Here is a 20,039-nt window from a genome sequence, read left to right on the forward strand (position 1 = left end):
CCTTAGAGATATTTTCGCTCTACTCTGCGGCCGCCCTTGTAGACCTCGCGGATATGCTCGAAAGCGCCGAGGTCGTCGAGCGGGTTTTCCGCGAGTATGAGGAAATCCGCCTCTTTGCCCGCCTCAAGCGTGCCGCGGCTCTTTTCCACGCCTACCACTTCGGCGGAGCTTTTCGTCGCCGCGACTATGGCCTGCATGGGAGTGAAGCCGCCCTCGGTCATCAGCCGCAGTTCGCCTACGTAGGCCTTGCCGTGTTCGCAGAAGGGGGTCCCAGCGTCGGTCCCCATCGCGATCTTGACGCCCTTTTTCACCGCCATGCGGAAGCTTTCCATGTGCCTGCCGATAGCGCTCTTCGTTTTTTCCACCGCCTCTTTGCTGAGGCCGCGTTCCTCGCCGACCATCGCGCAGATCCAAGGCGCTACCAGCGTCGGCACATAGGGAATGCCATGGGCCTTCATAAAATCGAGCGCCTCTTCGTCGATGAACATACCATGCTCGATGCAGTCGATGCCGGCGCGCAGCGCGTTCTTAACGCCCTCCGCGCTGTGGGAGTGGGTGGTGGTGCGTTTGCCCGATTTATGAGCCTCTTCCACAGCCGCGCGTATCTCCTCTTCCGAGAGCTGAGGCGCGCCCTGCGGCCCCGGCGTAAGGTTGCCGCCGGTGGCCATGATCTTGATCACCGTCGCCCCGGCTTTTATCTGCTCGCGCGCCGCCTTGCGCGCTTCGGAAGGTCCGTCGCACTCGCGGCCTATCTTCCAGCCGTGACCGCCGGTCATCGTGATCATCTCGCCGCTTGCCAGCAGTCCGCAGCCTTCGATCAGTCCTTCGTCGATAAGCTTTTTCAGCTCGATGTCGATGTGGTGATAGCCGCCGAGGTCACGGATGAAGGTCACGCCGCCGTCGAGCGTCTTTTTGAGGTTGACCGTGCCGCGATGCGCTATTCTTGTGTCGCTGTCGCGTCCCACGAAGCCGGTAAAATCCGCTTCGGGATCTATCGTGACGTGGACGTGCGCGTCTATGATGCCGGGAGTTACGTACTTATCACCGTAGTCGATCAGCTCCGCTCCGGCTGGAGCCTCCTTCGCGACCTCCTCGTATTTTCCGGAGCTTACGATCAGGCCGTCTTTCAGCAGCAGAGCCGCGCCGACGGTTGGTTCCGCGCCCGTGCCGTCGATCAGCGTTCCGCATTTTACAATGGAGTACATGCAAAAGCCCTCTTTCATTCTTTCCCCCCGCGTCGCCTGAAAAAATTTTTCACCGGCGTGGCGGAGGCGCTATAATATTTATCTGGATAGGGGTGGCGCGCGAAAGCCTAAAACCTTCTCCATGGCATGATTATATTTATTAATGTCATAAATATGTCACAGAGGATGTATCGCGGAGGTACAAAATGAAAATTTCTCTCAACTTGTCTGGCGCGCCCTCAGTGCTGAAAGACGGCAAGAGGGTCGTATTTCCCACGAAGAAGGCGGAAGCGATCTTTTACTATGTCGCGCTCGTCGGCCAGGTCTCCAAATCTGCCCTCGAACTTATATTCTGGCCTGAATTGGACCAGCTCGGCGCCAATAAGAACCTCCGCAATTCCATCTACTATATAACGAAGATCTTCGGCCGCGACGTCTTCAAAAAAGACCGCGGCGTACTTGAGTTTTCCGACGGCGTCGAGCTCGAGTTGCTGACGGAGCCGCTCGGCGGAGAATTTATGGAGGGCTTCTACCTTAAGGATTGCCCGGATTTCAATTCATTCGCCGAAGAATATAACAAGAGGCAAAGTATGCGCCTCTATAATTCAGCCAAGGGCGTCTTCCTCGACGAACTCGCTAAAGGTAAACTAACGGGGCAGCAGGCTCTGGGGCGCATCGCCGCGCTCTCAAAGATGGATCCGTACGACGAGGAAGTCGTGCTTGCGGTCATGGAGCGGTGCTTCACGGAAAAACGCCTTGACGACCTCATCCTGCTCTACCGCGATTTCGAAAAAAGGTTGATCTCCGATTTGATGGTGGAACCGCGCAAGGAATTGCAGAACCTCTACCGCACGGCGCTGATGCAGAAAAAAGCCGCCCGCGGGAACACTGAACCGTATTTTTACGGGCGGCGGGAGGAACTTAAAAAAATCGACGGCGCGCACCGTAATTTCAGCGCCGGCGAGCCTTACGCAAACCTGATCATAGCCGGCGGCATCGGCAGCGGCAAGACCTGCCTGCTGAACCATTACCTAAGAAACAACGATGTCGCCGGAACGACGGTCATCTCGCTGGTATGCTATGAGGCGGAGGCAAAGATAGAATACCGCATCCTTTCGCTGCTGACAGGAAAAATGCTTAAAGCGCTGAAGATCGGCACGGCGGCCCTTCCCGAGAGTTACCGCCGCATCATGCTCTACTTTTTCCCCTTCATGTTCAACGGCGGCGCGCAAGGGGAGGCGCCGCGCATCGATAAGGCATCCCTCCCGCTCTTTGAGCTGGAAGACCTCTTTTCCGAGCTGTTCGGCTACCTCGCGGCGCGCGGCAAGTTTGTGGTCGTGATCGACGACATTCGTTTCTGTGACAGACGTAGCCTTGACTTCATCCAGCGCGTCGCGGTTTATAAATATTGCCGCCGTGTGCTTTTCATCTTCAGCTGTCACGAAAGCTGGCTTGGAGAATATATAAAAACCTTCGATAAAAGCGTACTGCAAAATATCGACATCATTGAACTGCGGAACTTCGAACGCGGCGAAGTGGAGTCTATCGCCGCCCGCAGCCTTAAAGAACCTGGCGCGGAGCTTGTGGATTCGATCTACCGTGAAAGCGGCGGCAACCCGCTCTATCTCTTTGAGATAATCAACAACCTCAAGGAAAACAAAAACGTCAAAAGCTATAAATTCTTTTATCTGCTCGAAAACAGGCTGAAAACCCTCTCCGACCACGAGCAGGCCGTCCTCTACATTTCCTCCACATTTTTCAGCGGCATCATGCCAGAAGCGGTTGCGTCGATCGTGGGAGTGGACTACATCAAGGCGCTCGAACTCTACGAGCCCCTCGTGCGCAACGGCTTTCTGAAGGAAGAGATCAAGGACGGACGGCTGACGCTGCTCTTCGCCCACGAGCAGTTCCGAAGCTATATCTATCAGAGCCAGCCGCTGATCAAGCGCAAGACCATCCACATGAAAATAGCGGAGTACCTGGCGGCCTATGGCGAGAAAAACGGTTGCCTCAAAGATCATATCGATAATATAATCTACCATTACGGCAATGCGGGGCAGACGACGAAGTACCTTCATTACAAACTTATGAAGGCTGCCAGCATTGTTTCGATCGACAACGATTTTCCTGAATTTCTCACCAGTTTTACGCAGAGCTTCATTGATGAGCTGGAAGACGAATTTTCACGCCAGCCCGTGCCCGTTGATTTGCAATATGAATTTACTCTGCTCAAGGCGAGCTTTGCGATCAAGGCCTGCGACTATGGCCGCGGCCTGGAATATATCGAAAAACTGCTTGAATTCGACACCGACACGCGCCGCCTGCTGAAAGCGAGAAAACAGCTTATCTATTACGGCATCCAGACGCGGGACTACACGATGATAAAGGAAAACGCGGTCGAGGCGCTGCGTATACTCAAAAAGATCCCCGACGACGTCGAGCGCGCCGACATCCTCAAATCATACGCGCTGGCGGAGATAAACTGCCGCCGTTATAAAAACGCGAAGAGTATGCTGCTGAAAAGCCTCTCGCTGCTTTGTTCCGCGCCGCTCAACGAAAACGTGATCTCCATCCGTGCCTGTGTCTTTAACTACCTTGCCTACGAATATAAATACGCCGGAGAGTATGAAAGGTGTATCCCTCTCTACCGCAAGGCGATCGAACTGTGCCTTTCGGCCAACATTACCAACGGTCTGCCGCTTTTTTACATGAACCTGGGGCAGGCGTTGGTAAAAACAGGCAGGCTGAAGGAGGCGAAGGAATACTTCCTCAAATTTGAGATCCTGCGCGAGCAGATTTATTCCGCCCTTTCGACGACGATAGTCAAAGCGTATCTCGCTTTTATCTATTCCTTCGAGAAGAACTACAGGCTGTCGGCAAAATACCTTGCCGAGGGCTTTGAATGCAGCCGCCTCATAAAAAATCCCTACGAATACGCCTACCTATACAAAATATGCGCGCTGCTGAAAAAAAACGCCGCAGCGGACGGCGAAGCCGCGGCAGTCATTGACTCTGTCCTGCCGGAGAGCTATGAATACTACCGAGAGAGGGCCGCGGAAAATTTTATCACTATCGGTCTGGAGCGCGAGCTTGCAGAGTTGGAACTGCCGCCAACGGGCTGAAGGGGGAATGTTTGAAAGATCGGATGTTGATTGTGACCGCCCTCGGCTGTAGGGTGGATTTAATTTTCGGACGCATGTATAGTTAGATAAGAGAACATTTATCTATGAAGGGAGCGCGATTATGAAGAACAAACCTTTTTTTGCCGCCGCTCTGGCGGCGTTTCTGGCGATTGCGGTGTTTTCCTGCGGCGCGCGGGCCGCGCAGCAGCCCGAATATGTCGAGGGCGAAGCGATCGTCGTGATGAAGGGGACCTCGTCCTCCCTCTCCGGCGCTAAATCGGCCGCCGCGAGAGAAAGCATGAAGGCGCGCGCGGCCGTCTCCGCGTCGAAATCCGGCGGCAGCGTGATACAGCTCTTCAGCCCCATTGAAGAGAGCGTTTCGGGGGCGGCCACGTCACGCGCGAGTTCCGCCTCCGGCGGGACTCTCATCGTGGCGCACCTGCGCGCCGCCTATGGCGAAAGCACGGAAGATTTCATCGCGCGTTTAACGAAAGATCCCGACGTCATCAGCGCGATGCCCAACTATCTCATGCGCCGCCAGGCGCTGAAAACCCCAAACGACCCGCTGTGGGCGCGCCAGTGGGGACCGGCGGCGGCAAAGGCTCCCGAAGTGTGGCGCCACGGCACGGGAACGGCGGAGACGGTGGTCGCCGTCATCGATTCCGGCGTCATCTATGACCACCCTGACCTCAAGGACGACATGTTCGTCATCAGCAGGGAGCTTGCGGATAAGATGAGCGCGGAAAGCGGCGTCATCAGCGGCGACTTTGCCGGCAGCCACGGCGCGTGGTATCACAGCGAAGTCCATCTGGGAATCCCATCGAAGTCCTATCCGGCCATACCGATAGGGCCGTCTCCGACGATCCCCGGAGAGATCGGCGATATCGACGGCGGCACTCGTGAAACGATGAGCCGCATCGGCGACATCACGGGACACGGCACGCACGTTGCGGGCATCATCGGCGCGGCGGGAAACAACGAAACCGGTATCGCTGGGATGAACTGGAATGTGAAGATACTGCCGGTGAACGTCTTCTCTTACAGCATACTAGGCGATATGGCGGAGACGTCGGACCTCATACGAGGCATTGACTTCGTTCTCGCCGCGAAAAGAGCCGGCGCGAATATCCGCGTGGTAAACATGTCGTTCGGTATGTGGGGCCTCCCGAAGGAAATGGAAGGCAGCGCCTATGACCTTAAAATAAAGGAAATGAGCGACAACGGCATGTTGCTTGCTCTGGCCGCCGGCAATGACGGCGAAGACCTCGACGCGCCAAAGAAAAGCTGGTTAACGAAAGGCAGACGTTTCTATCCGGCCTGTTTCAAGTATGAGAATACGATTTCCGTGGGCGCGCTTAAAAAAGAGGAAAACGGCGCGCTGTCGCCGGACGGCTCGTACACAAACTACAGCGTGAGCGGCAAATGGGTGGACATCTTCGCCCCCGGCACCGAAATCCTCTCGACCTGCCGCACCGGCAAATTGCTCGGCGACATATTTAACGAATCCGGCTATACGTCAATAAGCGGCACCTCGATGGCCTCGCCGTGCGTCGCGGGCGCGGCGGCGCTGCTCTTCTCCCTCGACCCGTCAAAGAGCGCCCGGGAAGTGAAGGCGATGCTGCTTGAAGGGGCTGACGGCTCTATAGCGAAAGAGGGTTATTCTGCTTACGGCGCGCTCGACCTGAACGGCGCGTGGGAAAAGGGCTTCGGCGGCACGCCGGTGACGCCGGTATCGCCGGACATCGAGACCTCGGGCGACATCCTGCCGCTTCTCGCCGAGCTGCCGGAGGAGATCTCTCAAGTCGCGGGAATATTCACGGATGGGCAGCTCGTCACCACTGACGAAGGGCTTTATCTTGATTTTGACATCGTCGATAACGCTTTAGAAGGGCTCGGCGGCAGGGAGATAGAAGAGATATCGCTCCTTCCCGTCTTCACGCTCGCGGACGGCGAAATGACCGAGGGGCGGCTGTGCGCGGCGGCCTTCGAGCTTGACGGCTCTGATCTCGCCGCCGGAGGCACGCGCGCGGATCTCGCCGTTTTCAAAATAAAGCCGGACGGCACGCGGCTTGAATATAAATGGGCGGCGAACGAGAGCGAATACGCCGACGGCCGTTATACGATACTCGACGAAGATGGAAACGCCTTTAACGGCAGCTTTGACGACGCGGCGAAATATACGATCGTACTCTTCATCAAGGATAACGGAACCTTCGACCTCGACGGGAACGCGGGGCGTATCGTGGACCCGACGGCGATCGCGGTCTTAAAAAAAGAAAATAGCGGAAGCGGAGGGAGCGGAGGATGCGCCGCCGCGGGGGGAGCCGCGTCTCTGCTCGCGGTGCTGATATTTGCTGTTCCGATCGTCCTTCGCAGGAAAAAAGAGTCTTTAGCTAAATAAAAAGGCAATTTTAACAAGAAGCCCGGCGCAAAAACGCTGGCGCTTCTTATCTGTTTTTTTGTATTATTGCCGGGTCGGGGCACGCTTTTTCAGCGCCGGTATGGCCTCGACCGCCATGACTCCCGCCAATATCAGTGCCGAGGCGATGAAGATGCGCCATGTCATCGGTTCGCCGATAAAGATGACGCCGATGGCGCTGCCGAAGATGCCGGAGGTCGAAAGGAGTATCGCGACATGAGTCGAGGCGGTGTATTTTTGCGCGGCCGTTTGGAGGACGAGCGTCAGCGCGAAGCCGATGGTCCCCGCGTAGATCACAGCCGCCCATGCCGCGCCGCTGAGGCGCGCCGGTATCGGTTCAAAGAGGAATGCCGCGGCACAAGCGAGGATCATGCCTCCGAACGCCTGCCAGCAGGCAAGCCCGCAGGGGTCCGAGCCGGTGACGAATTTCTGCACGAGCAGGATGTAGGCGGTCACGAAGAGCATCGCGCCGGCGGAGAGCAGGTCTCCGACATTGACCGAAAGGTCGCCGTCAAGTACAAGTCCCGCCATGCCGGCCGTGCATAGAACTACGGCCGCGGCGACGTGCCAGCCGGGAAACTTTCTTGTGAATAGCCAGACAGAAAGCGGTACGAAGACGACGGACATGGAGATGATAAAGGATTGGTTGCCAGCGGTCGTGTAGAGCAGCCCCACGGCTCCCGCGAGGTAGGCGCAGATAAATACCATGCCGGTGAATGTCCCGGCGGCTTTCGCGCGGAGGTCCATCGACATCGCCCTCTTGCCGAAGATGAGCATGACGGCGGTCCAGGCGATGATGAAGCGCAGCGCGCAGAACCAGAAGGGGGTTATGTCTCCCAGCGCGTCGCGGATGACGACATTTGTAGCGCCCCAGATCAAGGCTACCAAGAGAACGGCGAGGTCTCCTATCAGCATTTTTTTTCTTTTTGCCTGCATCGCGAGCCCTCTTTCTTAGAGCTGATCTTTAAGTATGGTATATTGTATATCATCGTCGCGGATAGCGGTTATGCGAAATCGAAAAACTTTTTTTGTATTTACTTTGATCCTTTGTGCTTTCAGAACATTTACATCCGATGATTAAAAGAGTTATAATCGGAGAAATATCAAAAGCATATGTGATAGCGAATATCGTTAGCAGGCAAAACGTCCGAACGGCATAGATCTGTTTGATATAGGCGTGGGCGGCGCCTTTTCCTGCTTCCGCATCATAAGGGCTCTGCTTTGAAGGAGGGGCGATATGCCGGAAGAAAAAAGATATGTGGTAAAAAATATTTACGGGATACTTTTAGTGCCGTGTTTCATCGCGCTGGCCGCCTTTGTGAGCCTGCTTGTCTTCAGCGCCGCGATAACGCGGCTGACGGAGGAAAACACCTTCTCTACGCTTGTGGACTCGACCGAGCAGCAGGTCATGCTCTTCAATGTCTCGATAGAGGGGCAGATCCGGATGCTGACGACGCTTGCCGACAACATCAGCGTTGAGATCAGCAAAGTCGGCGACCTGAAAGAGATCATACCGCGCCTGGAAATGATGAAGTATTCCTCCAACTTCCTCAACGTGGGCGTCTTCGGCAGGGACGGCAGGGGCTATCTTTCCACCGGCGACCGCGTCGACGTCAGCGGCAGGGATTATTTTCAAAAGAGCATGCTTTACCAGACAGTCGTCGAAAAGGTGGATTCCGGGCTCGTAGCGAAAAAACCCAGGTTTATCATCTCCGTGCCGATAATAAACGGCAACAGTGTGGACGGCGTCCTCTTCGGCAGTTATGACTTCTCCCGCTTCAAGTCGATCGCGAAGATAGACGTCTTTGACGTCAGCAGCTACAGCTTCATCGTCGACGAAGACGGGCGCGTCGTCATCGGCACGGACAACCGCAACTTTCTTCTCGACAACGAGATGCTCTCCGGCACAAAACACATGGATAATTTTCTGGAGCTGCTGAGGAACAGCAGGCTGGACCGTATAGACACCTTTGAAGGCTTTATGAAAAATTTTAAATCGGAACATGGCGGCATATTCGGGTATTCTTTCCGCGGCAACAGGCGCTATGCCGTCTATCAGCCTTTGGGCGTCAACGGATGGTATCTTTTCAACGTCATTGACGCCGCCGTGGTGGATGGACAGAAAAACCGGATACTGCACCTCGCTTATATGATCATCGGCATGGTCGTCCTCTGTTCCGCGCTTTTTATCGTCTATATCTATAAACTCAACGCAAAGAAAAACTGCGAACTGATGATGGAGGAGGAACGGCTGCGACAGAGCGAGGAGCTTTACCGCATCGCGGCCAACCTCTCCGACGCGGTGCTCGTCGTCGTCGATATCGCCAACGATACGGTAAGGTATAACAAGAATTTTGAAGAAAAATTCGGCTACAAGCCGCGCTTTTTCACCTCTCATGAATTGGATGAGCATTTTCTTTCACAGGTCTTTGAAGAAGACCGCGAGATGGTACGGAGGTATATGACTGACATCGACTGCGGCGATAGGCAGCATGCCCTTGATTTTCGCGCGAAAAACCCCGCGGGAGAGTTTTTCTGGATACGCGTCGAATTTGCAAAGCTCTTTGATTCCTACGGAAAACTCCAGCGCGTTATCTGCCGCCTTACAAATATAGACGAAGAAAAGCGCAGCCTGCAGCAGCTGCGCACAATGGCGGACAGCGACGCGCTGACGGGGATGCTCAACCGCAAAGCCGCCGTCGAACGCATGGAAAGCTTTCTTGACGGAGAAGGAGCCAGCGGCATCCACGCCTTTTTTATCATCGACATCGATAATTTCAAGGAGATAAACGACCGCTTCGGGCATATCGAGGGAGACCGCGTCCTCACGGCGCTTGCCGGCGATATGCTCCATTTCTTCCGTGACTCTGACATCGTCGGAAGACTTGGCGGGGACGAGTTCATCGTGCTGCTTAAGGACGTCCGCTCACCGGAGACGGCGGCTGCAAAGGCCAGCGCCTTCTGCGAACACGCGAAGCGTATAAAAGAGCTCCACAAGCTCGAGTCGTACGTTTCCGTCAGCATCGGTGTATCCGTAGCCATGGACGGCGCGAAGGGCTTCCAGCTCCTATATCGCGAAGCGGACGAAGCTCTATATAAAGTGAAAGCTGACGGAAAAGGCGGCTGCGCCCTGTACGAGGACAAAAACGGCGCGAGCGCCTAGAAACGAGGGCCGGCGGTTTGCGCGGAAGCGCGGGAGAACTTATAATTATGCCCAATGAAATACCGATGGAGGGATATTTTTATGAGTGACGGCGTTACAAGAGAAGCGGCCGCGGGGCTGCTTAAAAAATACAACAAAGAGGAGTTCCATCTGCTGCACGCGCTGACTGTGGAGGGCGTTATGAGATGGTACGCAAACGATCTCGGCTTTGCCGACGAAGCCGACTACTGGGCGACTATCGGGCTGCTTCACGACGTGGACTTTGAATGCTTCCCTGACGAGCACTGCAAAAAGGCGCCGGAACTGCTGCGCGAGATCGGCGCGGACGAGGCGATGATCAAATCGATATGCAGCCACGGCTACGGCCTCTGCACGGACATCAAGCCGGAACATTTGATGGAAAAAACACTCTTCGCCGCCGACGAACTGACGGGGCTCATCTGGGCCGCGGCGCTGATGCGTCCCTCAAAAAGCGTCTCCGACATGGAGCTCAAAAGCCTCAAGAAAAAATACAAAGATAAAAAATTCGCCGCCGGCTGCTCGCGCGAGGTGATCGCGCAGGGCGCGGAGATGCTGGGCTGGGAGCTTGACACGCTGCTTGAAAAGACGCTCGAGGCGATGCGCTCCTGCGAAGCCGAAGTGACCGCCAACCTGGAGAAATTGAAGTAGTTGGAAAACAACAAAGCGCTGATCGCGATGAGCGGCGGAGTCGACAGCTCCGTCGCCGCCTTTTTAACGAAGGAGGCCGGCTTTGACTGTACCGGCGCGACGATGAAACTATTTTCCAACGAAGATATCGGCATCGAGGGCGAGAGCCGCTGTTGCTCGCTTGACGATGTGGAAGACGCGCGCAGCGTCGCGAACCGTCTGGGCATACCTTTTTTCGTCTTCAACTTTTCCGATAATTTTCGCCGCGAAGTGATAGAGCGCTTTATCACCGCCTATAAAAACGGTGAGACGCCCAATCCATGCATCGACTGCAACCGTTTCCTGAAGTTTGAAAAGTTCTTCCTGCGCGCGCGGGAGCTCGATATCGGCCATATCGTTACCGGACATTACGCCGTTATCTGCTACGACGGGGCCGCGCGGCGCTGGGGGCTGAAAAAGGGCGCGGACGAAAGCAAAGACCAGAGCTATGTCCTTTACTCGCTGACACAGGAACAGCTCGCGCACACGCTGCTGCCGCTCGGCGGGATGACGAAGGCCGAGGTGCGGGCCGTCGCGGAAGCCAACGGCTTTATCAACGCGAAGAAGCGCGAGAGCCAGGATATCTGTTTCGTCCCTGACGGCGATTACGCCTCCTTCATCGAGAGATATACCGGCGAACCGAACCTCGCCGGGCAATTCGTCGATAAAGAGGGACGCGCGCTCGGAGAACACAGAGGCTTCGTGCGTTACACGATCGGTCAACGCCGCGGACTCGGCCTCTCTCTGCGCGAACCGCTCTACGTCTGCGCGAAATGCGCGGCGCGCAACACCGTCGTCCTCGGAAAAGAGAGCGAACTCTTCTCCAAAAGCCTCACCGCCACAGGGATAAACCTTATCGCCTGCGACAGGCTGACCGCGCCGCTGCGTATAAGGGCGAAGGTCCGCTACAAGCAGCGCGAACAGTGGGCGACCGCCGAACAGACAGGCGACGACCGCCTGCGTATTGAATTCGACGAGCCGCAGCGCGCCGTGACCCCCGGCCAGGCCGTAGTCATGTACGACGGCGACGCCGTCGTAGGCGGCGGCACGATAGAATGACCACACCGCCGCGTCGGTACGGGGCATGGGCGTGTGATTTGCGGAGCGGCGTCCGCATTTGCAAAGGAGACAGAATATTCCTAAAGAGGTATGATTTCCTTGGGGTGGTATTTTTATGAATGATAAGAGAAGGCAAGTAATAGAAAAATTATTGGAGAAGATAAACAGCGGCGAAGTCGTCTCGCAGGACAAGCTGCTGCCGGAGAGGCGGCTGGCCGAGGTGGTCGGGGAGACGCGCCCCGTCGTCCGCGAGGGGCTTATCGCCCTTGAGGCGATGGGAGTGCTCGATATTCGCGACCGGCAGGGAATATATTTGTCCTCAACCGAAGAGAACGAAGCGAAGATGATGCTCCACAAGGTTCGCGGCTGGCCGGCCGACATGCTTTCCCGGGTGATGGAGGTGCGCCAGATCGTCGAACCGCCGGCGACGGCGATCGCCGCCGTCCGGCGTGACGAAAAGGATCTCACAAAGATGCGCGAATGCCTTCGCAACCTCCGCGAGCTTGTGGAGGAGGGCGGAGAGGAGGCGGCACAGCAGAGTTTGATCTGGAATACCGCCTTTCACACGGTCATTGTGGAATCGGCCGAGAATGCCTATCTTTCGCGCCTTTACGAGGGAATACACGCGGTCGCCGAGCACAGCCTCTCGCTTATGAGGATCAGGACCTCTCCTGAGAAGGAGGGCGGCCGCCGCTCTGTCTATCAGGACCATCTGAAGCTTTTTGAGCGTATAGAGGCGCGTGATTCCGCCGGAGCCGAGCTATGCGCGGAGGAGCATCTTCGGCACTCCATCAACGCAATGGTGGAATTGGGGCAGATCGTACCGGCCTCCGATCTTTTTGGACAAAAGCTGATCGGACAGGCGCGCCTCTTATAGCTGCCTCTGACCTTCCATCCTCCTGAACCACTTGACGCCCTCCCACCAGAAGGTGGCCGCGGCGGCCGTAAGCAGCGCCGTGATGAAATCGGCGAGCGAAAGCGGCTGTAGCTTGGTCGCGGCGGCGGCCTGCGGCAGCGTCGACATCACGATGAGGCAGAACAGCACGCTGATGTTGACGAGCCAGGCGATTTTGTCGATCGCCGCGTTACCCTTCGCGAAAGCGAAATCTTTATCGGAGCGGTTCACATAGACGAGGAACAGGTTAGCGAGCACGAGGACTGTCAGGAAGAAGGTCCGCGCGTGCTCCGCGTCGCCGTTGCGCAGTGTCAGGTAGTAGGAGCCGAAAGCCGCCGCGAAGATCGCAAGTCCCTGCGCGACCGCCTTGCCCAGCAATCCCTTGGTGATGATCGGCGAGCCTACGGGGCGGGGACGCCGCTCCATGATGTCCCTCTCTTCCGGTTGGCGCTCGAAGATTATCGAACAGGTCGGGTCGATTATCAGCTCAAGCAGAACGACGTGGATCGGTGCGAGCAGCACGGGAAGGGCCAGCAGCGGCGCGGCCAGCGCCGAAAGCGCGATGGGGATGTGTATAACGAGGATATATTCCATCGCCTTTCTGATGTTGTCGTAGATGCGCCGCCCGTCGCGGATTGTGCTCACGATAGTCGAAAAATCGTCGTCAAGCAGCACCATGTCTGCCGCTTCGCGCGCCACCTCGGTGCCGCGGCCGCCCATCGCGATGCCTATATCCGCGTATTTGAGAGCGGGGGCGTCGTTTACGCCGTCGCCCGTCATTGCCACCACTTCGCCGCGCGAGCGCAGCGCCCTGACTATCTGCATCTTTTCACGCGGCAGTATGCGCGAGAAGATCGTCACGTCGCCCAGCTTTTCCGCCAGCTCTTCGTCATCCATCTTTTCCAGCTCTTCGCCGCTTATCATAACATGTTCTTTTTCCCCGCAGCCGAGGCCGACCTCGTGCGCTATCCGGTGCGCGGTCACGCTGTTGTCCCCCGTTATCATCACGACGCGCACGCCCGCGCCGCCGCAGGCCCTTATCGATTCCGCGACGTTTTCGCGCGGGGGGTCTATAAAGGCGGCGAGCCCGGCGAGGTTCAGGGAACATTCTTCCATCTCTTCCGGGATATCCTTCATGTCGTCGTTGTAGGCCACGGCCAGTACGCGGCAGCCCTCTTCCGCGAGCCTTCTCTGTTCGCTCTCCGCCCGTTCGCGCTCGCCCGGAGTGAGGGAACACAGTTTGAGAATGTTTTCGGGGGAGCCCTTCGCCGCCGCCAATACCTTTCCCCTGTAAGCCCATATATGGCACATCATGCGCGATTCCGAAGAAAAGGGATATTCATGAAGAAGTCGCTGTCCCTGAAGCCGTTTGACGTCGATGCCGTTTTTCGCGGCTTCGTCTATGATCGCGCGCTCCATCGGGTCGTAGGGGTTAGTCTCGGAGGCCAGCACCGCCACCTCAGTCAGCTTTTGCACCGGCGTGCCGCAGAGCGGCGTGAACCTTTTCAATGACATACGATTTTCTGTCAGCGTTCCCGTCTTGTCTACGCAAAGCACTGTAACCGCGCCGAGCGTCTCCACGGAGGGGATGCGCCGGATCAGTGAGTTGCGTTTTGCGAGCCTCCAGGCGCCCAGCGCCAGAAAGACCGTGAGCACGACGGGGAACTCCTCGGGAATCGTCGCCATCGCGATCGTGACGCCCGAGAGCGCTGCCTCGATGATGCCGCCGCCCCTGTAATATGTGGCCGCGACGACGAATATCAGCATCAGAAGGCTGAAGACGGAGCAATCGCGCACGAGGCGGCGTGTCTGTTTTTCAAGCGGAGTCGGGCGGTCGGGGGCCAGGGCGACATCTGCTCCGATCTTTCCGTATTCGGTGTGTGCCCCGGTCTCGGTAACGCAAACGACGGCGCGTCCGGCCACGGCGTTTGTTCCGGCATAGCAGCGGTCGGTGCGCCAGCCGCGTCCGGCCTTTCCTTGGGGAGCGCAGACCTTCCAGACGATCTCCGACTCGCCGGTGAGCGTCGACTCGTCAGCGCCGAAGCCGTCGTTTTCAAGCACGTCGCCGTCAGCGGAGATCCGCTCTCCCTCCGAGAGAATGATAATGTCGCCCGGAACGAGGTCTTCGGATGGGACTGTGACGACCTCGCCCCCGCGCACCGCCGTCACCTTAGGAGATGAAAGAGATTTCAGCGCTTCCAGCGTCCGGTCCGTCTTCCATTCCTGATAGATATTTATCGCGCCCATGAATGCCACGAAGATGAGCATAACGGCGCCGTCGCGAGGCTCTCCCAGGAAAAAGTAGAGGCAGGCCGCGCCGATGAGCAATAAAAAGACAGGCTCCGAGAAAAACTTGAGCACCTTTTTAAGAGGGTTTTTCCCCTCCTCCTCCGCGATCACGTTCCTGCCATATCGCCCGCGCCGTTCTTCGACTTCGGCGGCGCTCAATCCACAGTATCTTTCAGTTATCTCCGCCACTGCAAACACTCCCTGTCTCGCTGATGCCGCTGTACAAAAATACGGCCCGCGGAATCGTTTTTAACGGTCCCGCGAGCCGCATAAATTTCATCGCCCGCTGCCGGGTTGTTGTCCCGGCCCAGCCCCACGCTCAAAGTTGAGTCATCGCCTGCTCCATGTTTAATTGAGGGACATTCTAAAAGAATAGGGTCGGCTTGTCAACTGTCCTTTTATCTTTTACCGCAGCGTGGCGGACGGCTGTTCCCTTGCGTCGCACGATCTCGTCATCAGCACCTGAAAAAGCTGGATGGCGCGGGAGCGGAAGGCACCGGCGCAGGAGAGCAGGTAGTAGCTCCACATGCGCTGGAAACGTTCGCCGTATCTTTCGGCAAAGGCCGGCCACGATTTCGTGAAATTACGATACCAGCTCATCAGGGTCTTGTCGTAATGGGCGCCGAGATTATGAAGGTCTTCTATTACAAAAAGCCCCTCCGCTGCCGACGCTATCTGTGCCGCCGAGGGTAGCGAGCCGTGGGGGAAGATGTATTTGTTGAGCCACCGGTCACAATTTATGCCTGAGGTATTGCCTCCGATCGTGTGCAGCAGAAAGATGCCGTTTTTTCGCAGGACGCGGTGTACGACGTTCATATAAGAACGGAAATTTTTGCTGCCGACATGTTCAAACATCCCTACCGATACGACCTTGTCATACTCGCCGCTGATATCCCGGTAGTCGCATTCGATGAACTCGACCGGCAGCCCCTTGCAGTCCTCCCGCGCGAAGGCCAGCTGCTCCCGCGATATATTGACGGCGGTCACACGGCAGCCGTAACGGGAGGCCATGTATTTCGACAGGCCGCCCCACCCGCAGCCTATATCCAGGAGGCGGTCTCCCTCCTTCAGTTCGAGCTTCCCTGCGATCAGTTCCAGCTTGTTGACCTGGGCCGCGTCCAGGTCCGCGGTATCCTTGAAGTAGGCGCAGCTGTACTGGCGCAGAGGGTCGAGGAATGAGAAGAAAAAGTCGTTGCCGATGTCATAGTGTTCCTCCGCCGCCCTGTGGCTGCGGGAACGCGACTGCATGTTTATCAGCTTCATCGGCAGCAGCAGCAGCGCGTAACGCAGACTTCCCTTGATGTCGTACTCGACGCCGCATTTTATGATCCGGCAGAGAAGCTCGTCCAGGCGTTTACAGTTCCACCAGCCGTCCATATATGCTTCGCCAAGGCCGAGGTTTTTCTCGGCGATAACGCGGCTGTAGAATTCTTCATTATTGACCTGGGGGTCCCATTCATGCGGCCCGTTTATCTCAATGCCGCAGACGGCCAATTTTTGTTGAATAGATAAAGGAAGCATATAAAATCACCTCTGTCGATATGATATTTTTACCCCGGGGTTTCCCGCAATGCGCGAAAGAGGCGCGCTAAATATGTAATATTTAAATATATTATAGTCCTGACAGTCATCTGTAAAAAGAGAAGCGGCAAAGAAAAAATTGCGGAAAATATGGAAAAAAGTGAACAAAAACAAAGGCCGGAGCATACGCCAAGCGCATCATTTAAAGCCCGGACAGAGCCGCCGCCTAAAACATCGGGCAGCACAGGCGTGGGAGGGCTGACTTTCATGCGTTTGCCCCGAGGCGGCTTCGTACCTATTGCACGGAATCATTTTTTAGTTATATACTACCTCTTCGGTAATATCTTGATTTATCGAAAAGAGGAAAGTGTAATGCTAAGATATACGGCCCCGTTGATCCTTCTCTTTGTCTCCAACATCTTTATGACCTACGCTTGGTACGGCCATCTTAAATATGTCGGCGCGAAGCCGCTGATCGTGGCGATCCTCGTCAGTTGGGGCGTCGCCTTTTTTGAATACTGCTTTCAGGTGCCGGCGAACCGCATCGGGCACGCCGTCTATTCGCTGCCTCAGCTCAAAATCATGCAGGAGGTCATTACGATGGCCATCTTCGCAGGTTTTTCATTCTTTGTGATGAAGGAAAAGCTTTCGCTCAATTATCTCTGGGCTTCGTTTTGTATGGTGGGGGCGGTATTCTTCATTTTTCGCGGGAACTAGGGAAACGCTGATTAATTCGCTTCGTCATATAAAACCTGACGTATCGTCCGCTGATTACGGCCAGAGAGCCGAAATCTTTGATTTCGTGCGAATCGGCTGGTAGTCCCATTGTTCTTATGGTCAGCTGTGACGTCTGTTTACCGTCCATACGCCGGATACGATCATTGCGCCGCCGAGAAACAGCCAAGGCGTGAAGCGTTCTCCGATGACGAAATAGGCGACGACGACTCCCACCAAAGGCTGTAAAAATTGGAATACCATCAGCTTGGCGACGGGGATATTCGCCGCCGCGTAATACCAAAAGACATAGGCGAGCCCGGAACATAAAAAGCCGAGGAAAGCGAGCGCCTCCCAGGTGCGCCGGCTGAAACCGGCCGATACCGAAATATCCGTGCCGGTCAGTGCGAGAGCCGGCAGGCACATCAGCACCGCGAAAAAAATCTCCCAGAATATCGTGAATACAGGCGGATACCGGTTCTCCTTAAACAGCCAGCGTGTAAGTACCATGAAGGCGGCCCAGTTGATAACGGAGAGCGATATCAGGAAATCACCGAAATTGTATGAAGATGCCCCGCGCGCGCCCTTTGTACCGAGCCCAAGAACGACCGTCACGCCAAGGAAGGCGAGAATTATCCCCAATATCCCAACGCGCGGGAGCCGTTCTTTTAAGAAGAAGCTGGCGAGCAGCGCTGTCATCGCCGGCGCCGCCGCCATCTGCCAATTAGCCGTCGCGCTGCCGGAGCTGCGCATCGCCACCGTCTGGATGCCGATATGAAAGAAAAAGCCCATAAAACCCATAAAAGCCAACACCAGGGCCTGACGGGGCGTCGGCAGCGCAAGTTCGCCGCAATACCAGGCGGTGGGAAGCAGCATCGCCAGCGAGAGCACGAAGCGCAGGAACATCACCAGCAGGGGGTCCGCCTGCTCCAGAGCGACCTTTGCCCCCGCGAAGCTGGCGCCCCAAAAAACTACCGTGAGCGTCGCGAGGATGTAGACTTGTAAAAAGCTCTCTTTTTTCATATCGGAAAACATTTCTCCCCTGACATCCTAAATATATGTAAATTTGGAATCGTATGAAATACTACGCTACAGTCTACATAACGTTGAATATTTTTTCAAGGACTATGTTTAACATACGGTATGTTTCAGCGCCTCTCCTAAATACAAAAATATTCAATAGGGCGCCATAGGCAAATGTCGCCGCCAGTGCAAATGACGCGTATAACAGTTTCGGTTCCACGATAAAGGAAAGCAGCAACGCTGAGGGCAGCAGGAAAACAGCCAGCGTTTTTATCTTGATCGTGCCAAAAGGTTTCTGTTCATATCTCATCGTTCTTGCCGTCATTGTAATTCCTCCTCAGTAAATTCAGGTTATTTTGTGATGATCTGATTATGATATCTGTATATATTTTTGTCCAACAGAATCTTTTTTGTAAGTATCACAATATTTTTATTGTTGATATAATTATTTATATCAATAATAATATTGGAGTGATGGTGTTGAACCTACTGAATATGAGATATTTTATTGAGGCCGCGGAAACGCTGAATTTTACAAAAGCGGCAAACAACCTGAATATCTCACAACAGGCGTTGAGCACGCACATCGCGGCTTTGGAAAGAGAACTGGATGCTGAACTGTTTATACGCAGCGTTCCCGTGACGCTGACGCAGGGCGGTTTGCTCTTCAAGAAATACGCCCAAAGGTTTCTGGATGAATACAGCTCAATGATACATGAGATGAACGATATAAAAGACGAGCGCAGAGGCGCCCTCTCCATCGGCATCGCCCATACGCGGGGGAGGATACTGCTTCCGAGGATACTTCCTCACTTTCAGAGGGCCTTCCCGAAGGTGGACATAAAAATCACGGAAGGAAGAAACGACGAAATGCAAAAATCTCTGTCGGAGGGCAAACTTGAACTGCTTATATGCAAGCTGCCCGTCATCGGCGCGAACGTCAGGAGCGAGTTCTTTTACCAGGAAAAAGCTGTGCTTATGGTCTCCGACGCATTGCTTGAAAAATACTTCGGCGCGGAGAAAGATGCCGTAGCGAAAGAAATCGAGCGGACTGCCGACATAGGTCCGCTCGAAAAGCTGCCCTTCATGCTCCCGCACAGAGGTGATTTGATGCGCGCGGTCGCGGACGAACTGATCGGTAGGGCCGGTTTTATACCTGACATAATCGTAGAGTCGGAGAACATAGAGACGCTGCTGGAAATGGCCGTCCGCGGCATCGGCGTCACATTCTATCCAAAGATGTTCATAGACTATTCAGGCTTCATCAACTTTCCGGACGCTTTTCATATAATACCGCTAAATACGCCCGCGGCTGCATACTCTATGGGCTTCTGCTGTCCGAAAGAAAGATATCTATCCTTCGCCGCGAGGGAATTTATCCGGATCGCGAAGGAGAACATCCGTCTTTAAAGGCATGGCGGCCCTCTTAGAATATCTTCCCGCAAGCTGAACGCCATCCTTGCCTGCGATCGTACGTCCTGGTGATGGTGCGCCCCGCATTTCCGGAGACTCCGGAGAGAAATGCCCTTAACATGACACCCCCCCCCTCCAGCCTTATCAATATTTTTGATAGATCATATCCACATGGGGAATTCCGTCTTCAAGATAGACCTCGGAGATGCGCCTGAAGCCCAGTGATTCGTAAAAGCCGGTCAGATAATCTTGAGCGCCGATCTTTATCGTATTTTCGCCGAGAACGCCCGTCGCGAAGTCAATGGCCCGCTCCATCATTTCGCGCGCATAGCCGTGTCCGCGACATTCCCGCGCGACGGCGACGCGTCCCATCGCGAGAGTGTCATAAGTTGCGCCGGGTTTGAGTATGCGCATCGAGGCCGCGAGACGTCCCTCTTCGTCGTGACCGATGAGCTGCCATGCCTGGCGGTCCGCGCCGTCAACGTCGGGATATGGGCAGCGCTGCTCAACGACAAAGATATCGCACCGCTGCACTAGAATGTCATAAAGT

The 20,039-nt window shown here is 55.5% G+C and carries 15 protein-coding genes and 1 riboswitch (1 of these 16 running past the window's edge); of the genes, 8 read left to right on the top strand and 7 right to left on the bottom strand.

From position 1 onward, the window contains the following. Positions 1-2: 2 nt before the first annotated feature. Positions 3-1,205 (bottom strand): metal-dependent hydrolase family protein, encoded by a 1,203-nt coding sequence (locus tag CLOEV_RS02775; protein WP_034441810.1) that lies wholly within the window; start codon positions 1,203-1,205, stop codon positions 3-5. A gap of 185 nt (positions 1,206-1,390) precedes the next feature. Here CLOEV_RS02775 and CLOEV_RS02780 point away from each other — a divergent pair, with 185 nt between their 5' ends. Further along, positions 1,391-4,306, top strand: a complete 2,916-nt coding sequence (locus tag CLOEV_RS02780; protein WP_034441812.1) for an ATP-binding protein — start codon at positions 1,391-1,393, stop codon at positions 4,304-4,306. A 121-nt stretch (positions 4,307-4,427) separates the two neighbouring features. Continuing rightward, on the top strand, positions 4,428-6,707 hold the full coding sequence (locus tag CLOEV_RS02785) for a S8 family serine peptidase (protein WP_034441814.1): 2,280 nt from the start codon (positions 4,428-4,430) through the stop codon (positions 6,705-6,707). 63 nt (positions 6,708-6,770) lie between these two features. Here CLOEV_RS02785 and CLOEV_RS02790 read toward each other — a convergent pair whose 3' ends face one another. Continuing rightward, the gene (locus tag CLOEV_RS02790) at positions 6,771-7,661 is read right to left on the bottom strand and encodes a DMT family transporter (protein WP_034441816.1); all 891 of its coding nucleotides are present in this window, start codon (positions 7,659-7,661) and stop codon (positions 6,771-6,773) included. A gap of 301 nt (positions 7,662-7,962) precedes the next feature. Between CLOEV_RS02790 and CLOEV_RS02795 the strand changes: the two genes are divergently transcribed. From CLOEV_RS02795 to CLOEV_RS02810, 4 genes are all read left to right on the top strand, one after another. Beyond that, a complete protein-coding gene (locus CLOEV_RS02795) occupies positions 7,963-9,888 on the top strand; it encodes a sensor domain-containing diguanylate cyclase (protein WP_034441817.1) in 1,926 nt (641 codons plus the stop codon). 81 nt (positions 9,889-9,969) lie between these two features. Next, complete coding sequence (locus tag CLOEV_RS02800; RefSeq protein WP_008709674.1) at positions 9,970-10,557, top strand: hydrolase; 588 nt, start codon at positions 9,970-9,972, stop codon at positions 10,555-10,557. Further along, positions 10,558-11,634 carry a tRNA 2-thiouridine(34) synthase MnmA gene (gene mnmA, locus CLOEV_RS02805; RefSeq protein WP_218915501.1) on the top strand — a complete coding sequence of 359 codons (1,077 nt, stop codon included), beginning with the start codon at positions 10,558-10,560 and terminating at the stop codon, positions 11,632-11,634. A 115-nt stretch (positions 11,635-11,749) separates the two neighbouring features. Continuing rightward, a complete protein-coding gene (locus CLOEV_RS02810) occupies positions 11,750-12,511 on the top strand; it encodes a FadR/GntR family transcriptional regulator (RefSeq protein ID WP_008709691.1) in 762 nt (253 codons plus the stop codon). Here CLOEV_RS02810 and CLOEV_RS02815 read toward each other — a convergent pair. Both CLOEV_RS02815 and cfa read right to left on the bottom strand, forming a co-directional pair. Next, on the bottom strand, positions 12,506-15,007 hold the full coding sequence (locus CLOEV_RS02815; RefSeq protein WP_034441819.1) for a cation-translocating P-type ATPase: 2,502 nt from the start codon (positions 15,005-15,007) through the stop codon (positions 12,506-12,508). The two genes, CLOEV_RS02810 and CLOEV_RS02815, sit on opposite strands and share 6 nt — an antisense overlap. 62 nt (positions 15,008-15,069) lie before the next feature. Beyond that, a riboswitch (NiCo riboswitch) is annotated at positions 15,070-15,173 on the bottom strand. Between the two features lie 50 nt (positions 15,174-15,223). Then, complete coding sequence (cfa, locus tag CLOEV_RS02820; protein ID WP_034441820.1) at positions 15,224-16,339, bottom strand: cyclopropane fatty acyl phospholipid synthase; 1,116 nt, start codon at positions 16,337-16,339, stop codon at positions 15,224-15,226. 372 nt (positions 16,340-16,711) lie between these two features. On the opposite strand from cfa, the gene CLOEV_RS02825 reads away from it, so the two are divergent. After that, a complete protein-coding gene (locus CLOEV_RS02825) occupies positions 16,712-17,056 on the top strand; it encodes a DMT family protein (protein WP_008709694.1) in 345 nt (114 codons plus the stop codon). Between the two features lie 120 nt (positions 17,057-17,176). On the opposite strand, the gene CLOEV_RS02830 is transcribed toward CLOEV_RS02825, so the two are convergent. Together CLOEV_RS02830 and CLOEV_RS02835 are read right to left on the bottom strand one after the other, a co-directional pair. After that, positions 17,177-18,076, bottom strand: coding sequence for a DMT family transporter (locus CLOEV_RS02830; protein WP_169732184.1), 900 nt, complete (start codon positions 18,074-18,076; stop codon positions 17,177-17,179). A 73-nt stretch (positions 18,077-18,149) separates the two neighbouring features. Then, entirely contained in the window at positions 18,150-18,401 is a 252-nt protein-coding gene (locus tag CLOEV_RS02835) for a hypothetical protein (protein WP_008709696.1), read from the bottom strand. A 155-nt stretch (positions 18,402-18,556) separates the two neighbouring features. On the opposite strand from CLOEV_RS02835, the gene CLOEV_RS02840 reads away from it, so the two are divergent. Next, positions 18,557-19,486, top strand: coding sequence for a LysR family transcriptional regulator (locus tag CLOEV_RS02840; RefSeq protein WP_051484842.1), 930 nt, complete (start codon positions 18,557-18,559; stop codon positions 19,484-19,486). Between the two features lie 147 nt (positions 19,487-19,633). Here the strand turns inward: CLOEV_RS02840 and CLOEV_RS02845 are convergent, their stop codons facing one another. Then, on the bottom strand, positions 19,634-20,039 hold the 3' portion of the coding sequence (locus tag CLOEV_RS02845; RefSeq protein ID WP_008709698.1) for a GNAT family N-acetyltransferase. The gene runs 44 nt beyond the window's last position; 406 of the gene's 450 nt are visible here — the last part of the coding sequence; its start codon lies beyond the right edge, outside the window — the gene reads right to left on this strand; its stop codon occupies positions 19,634-19,636.

The organism is Cloacibacillus evryensis DSM 19522 (assembly GCF_000585335.1).
GTDB lineage: Bacteria > Synergistota > Synergistia > Synergistales > Synergistaceae > Cloacibacillus > Cloacibacillus evryensis.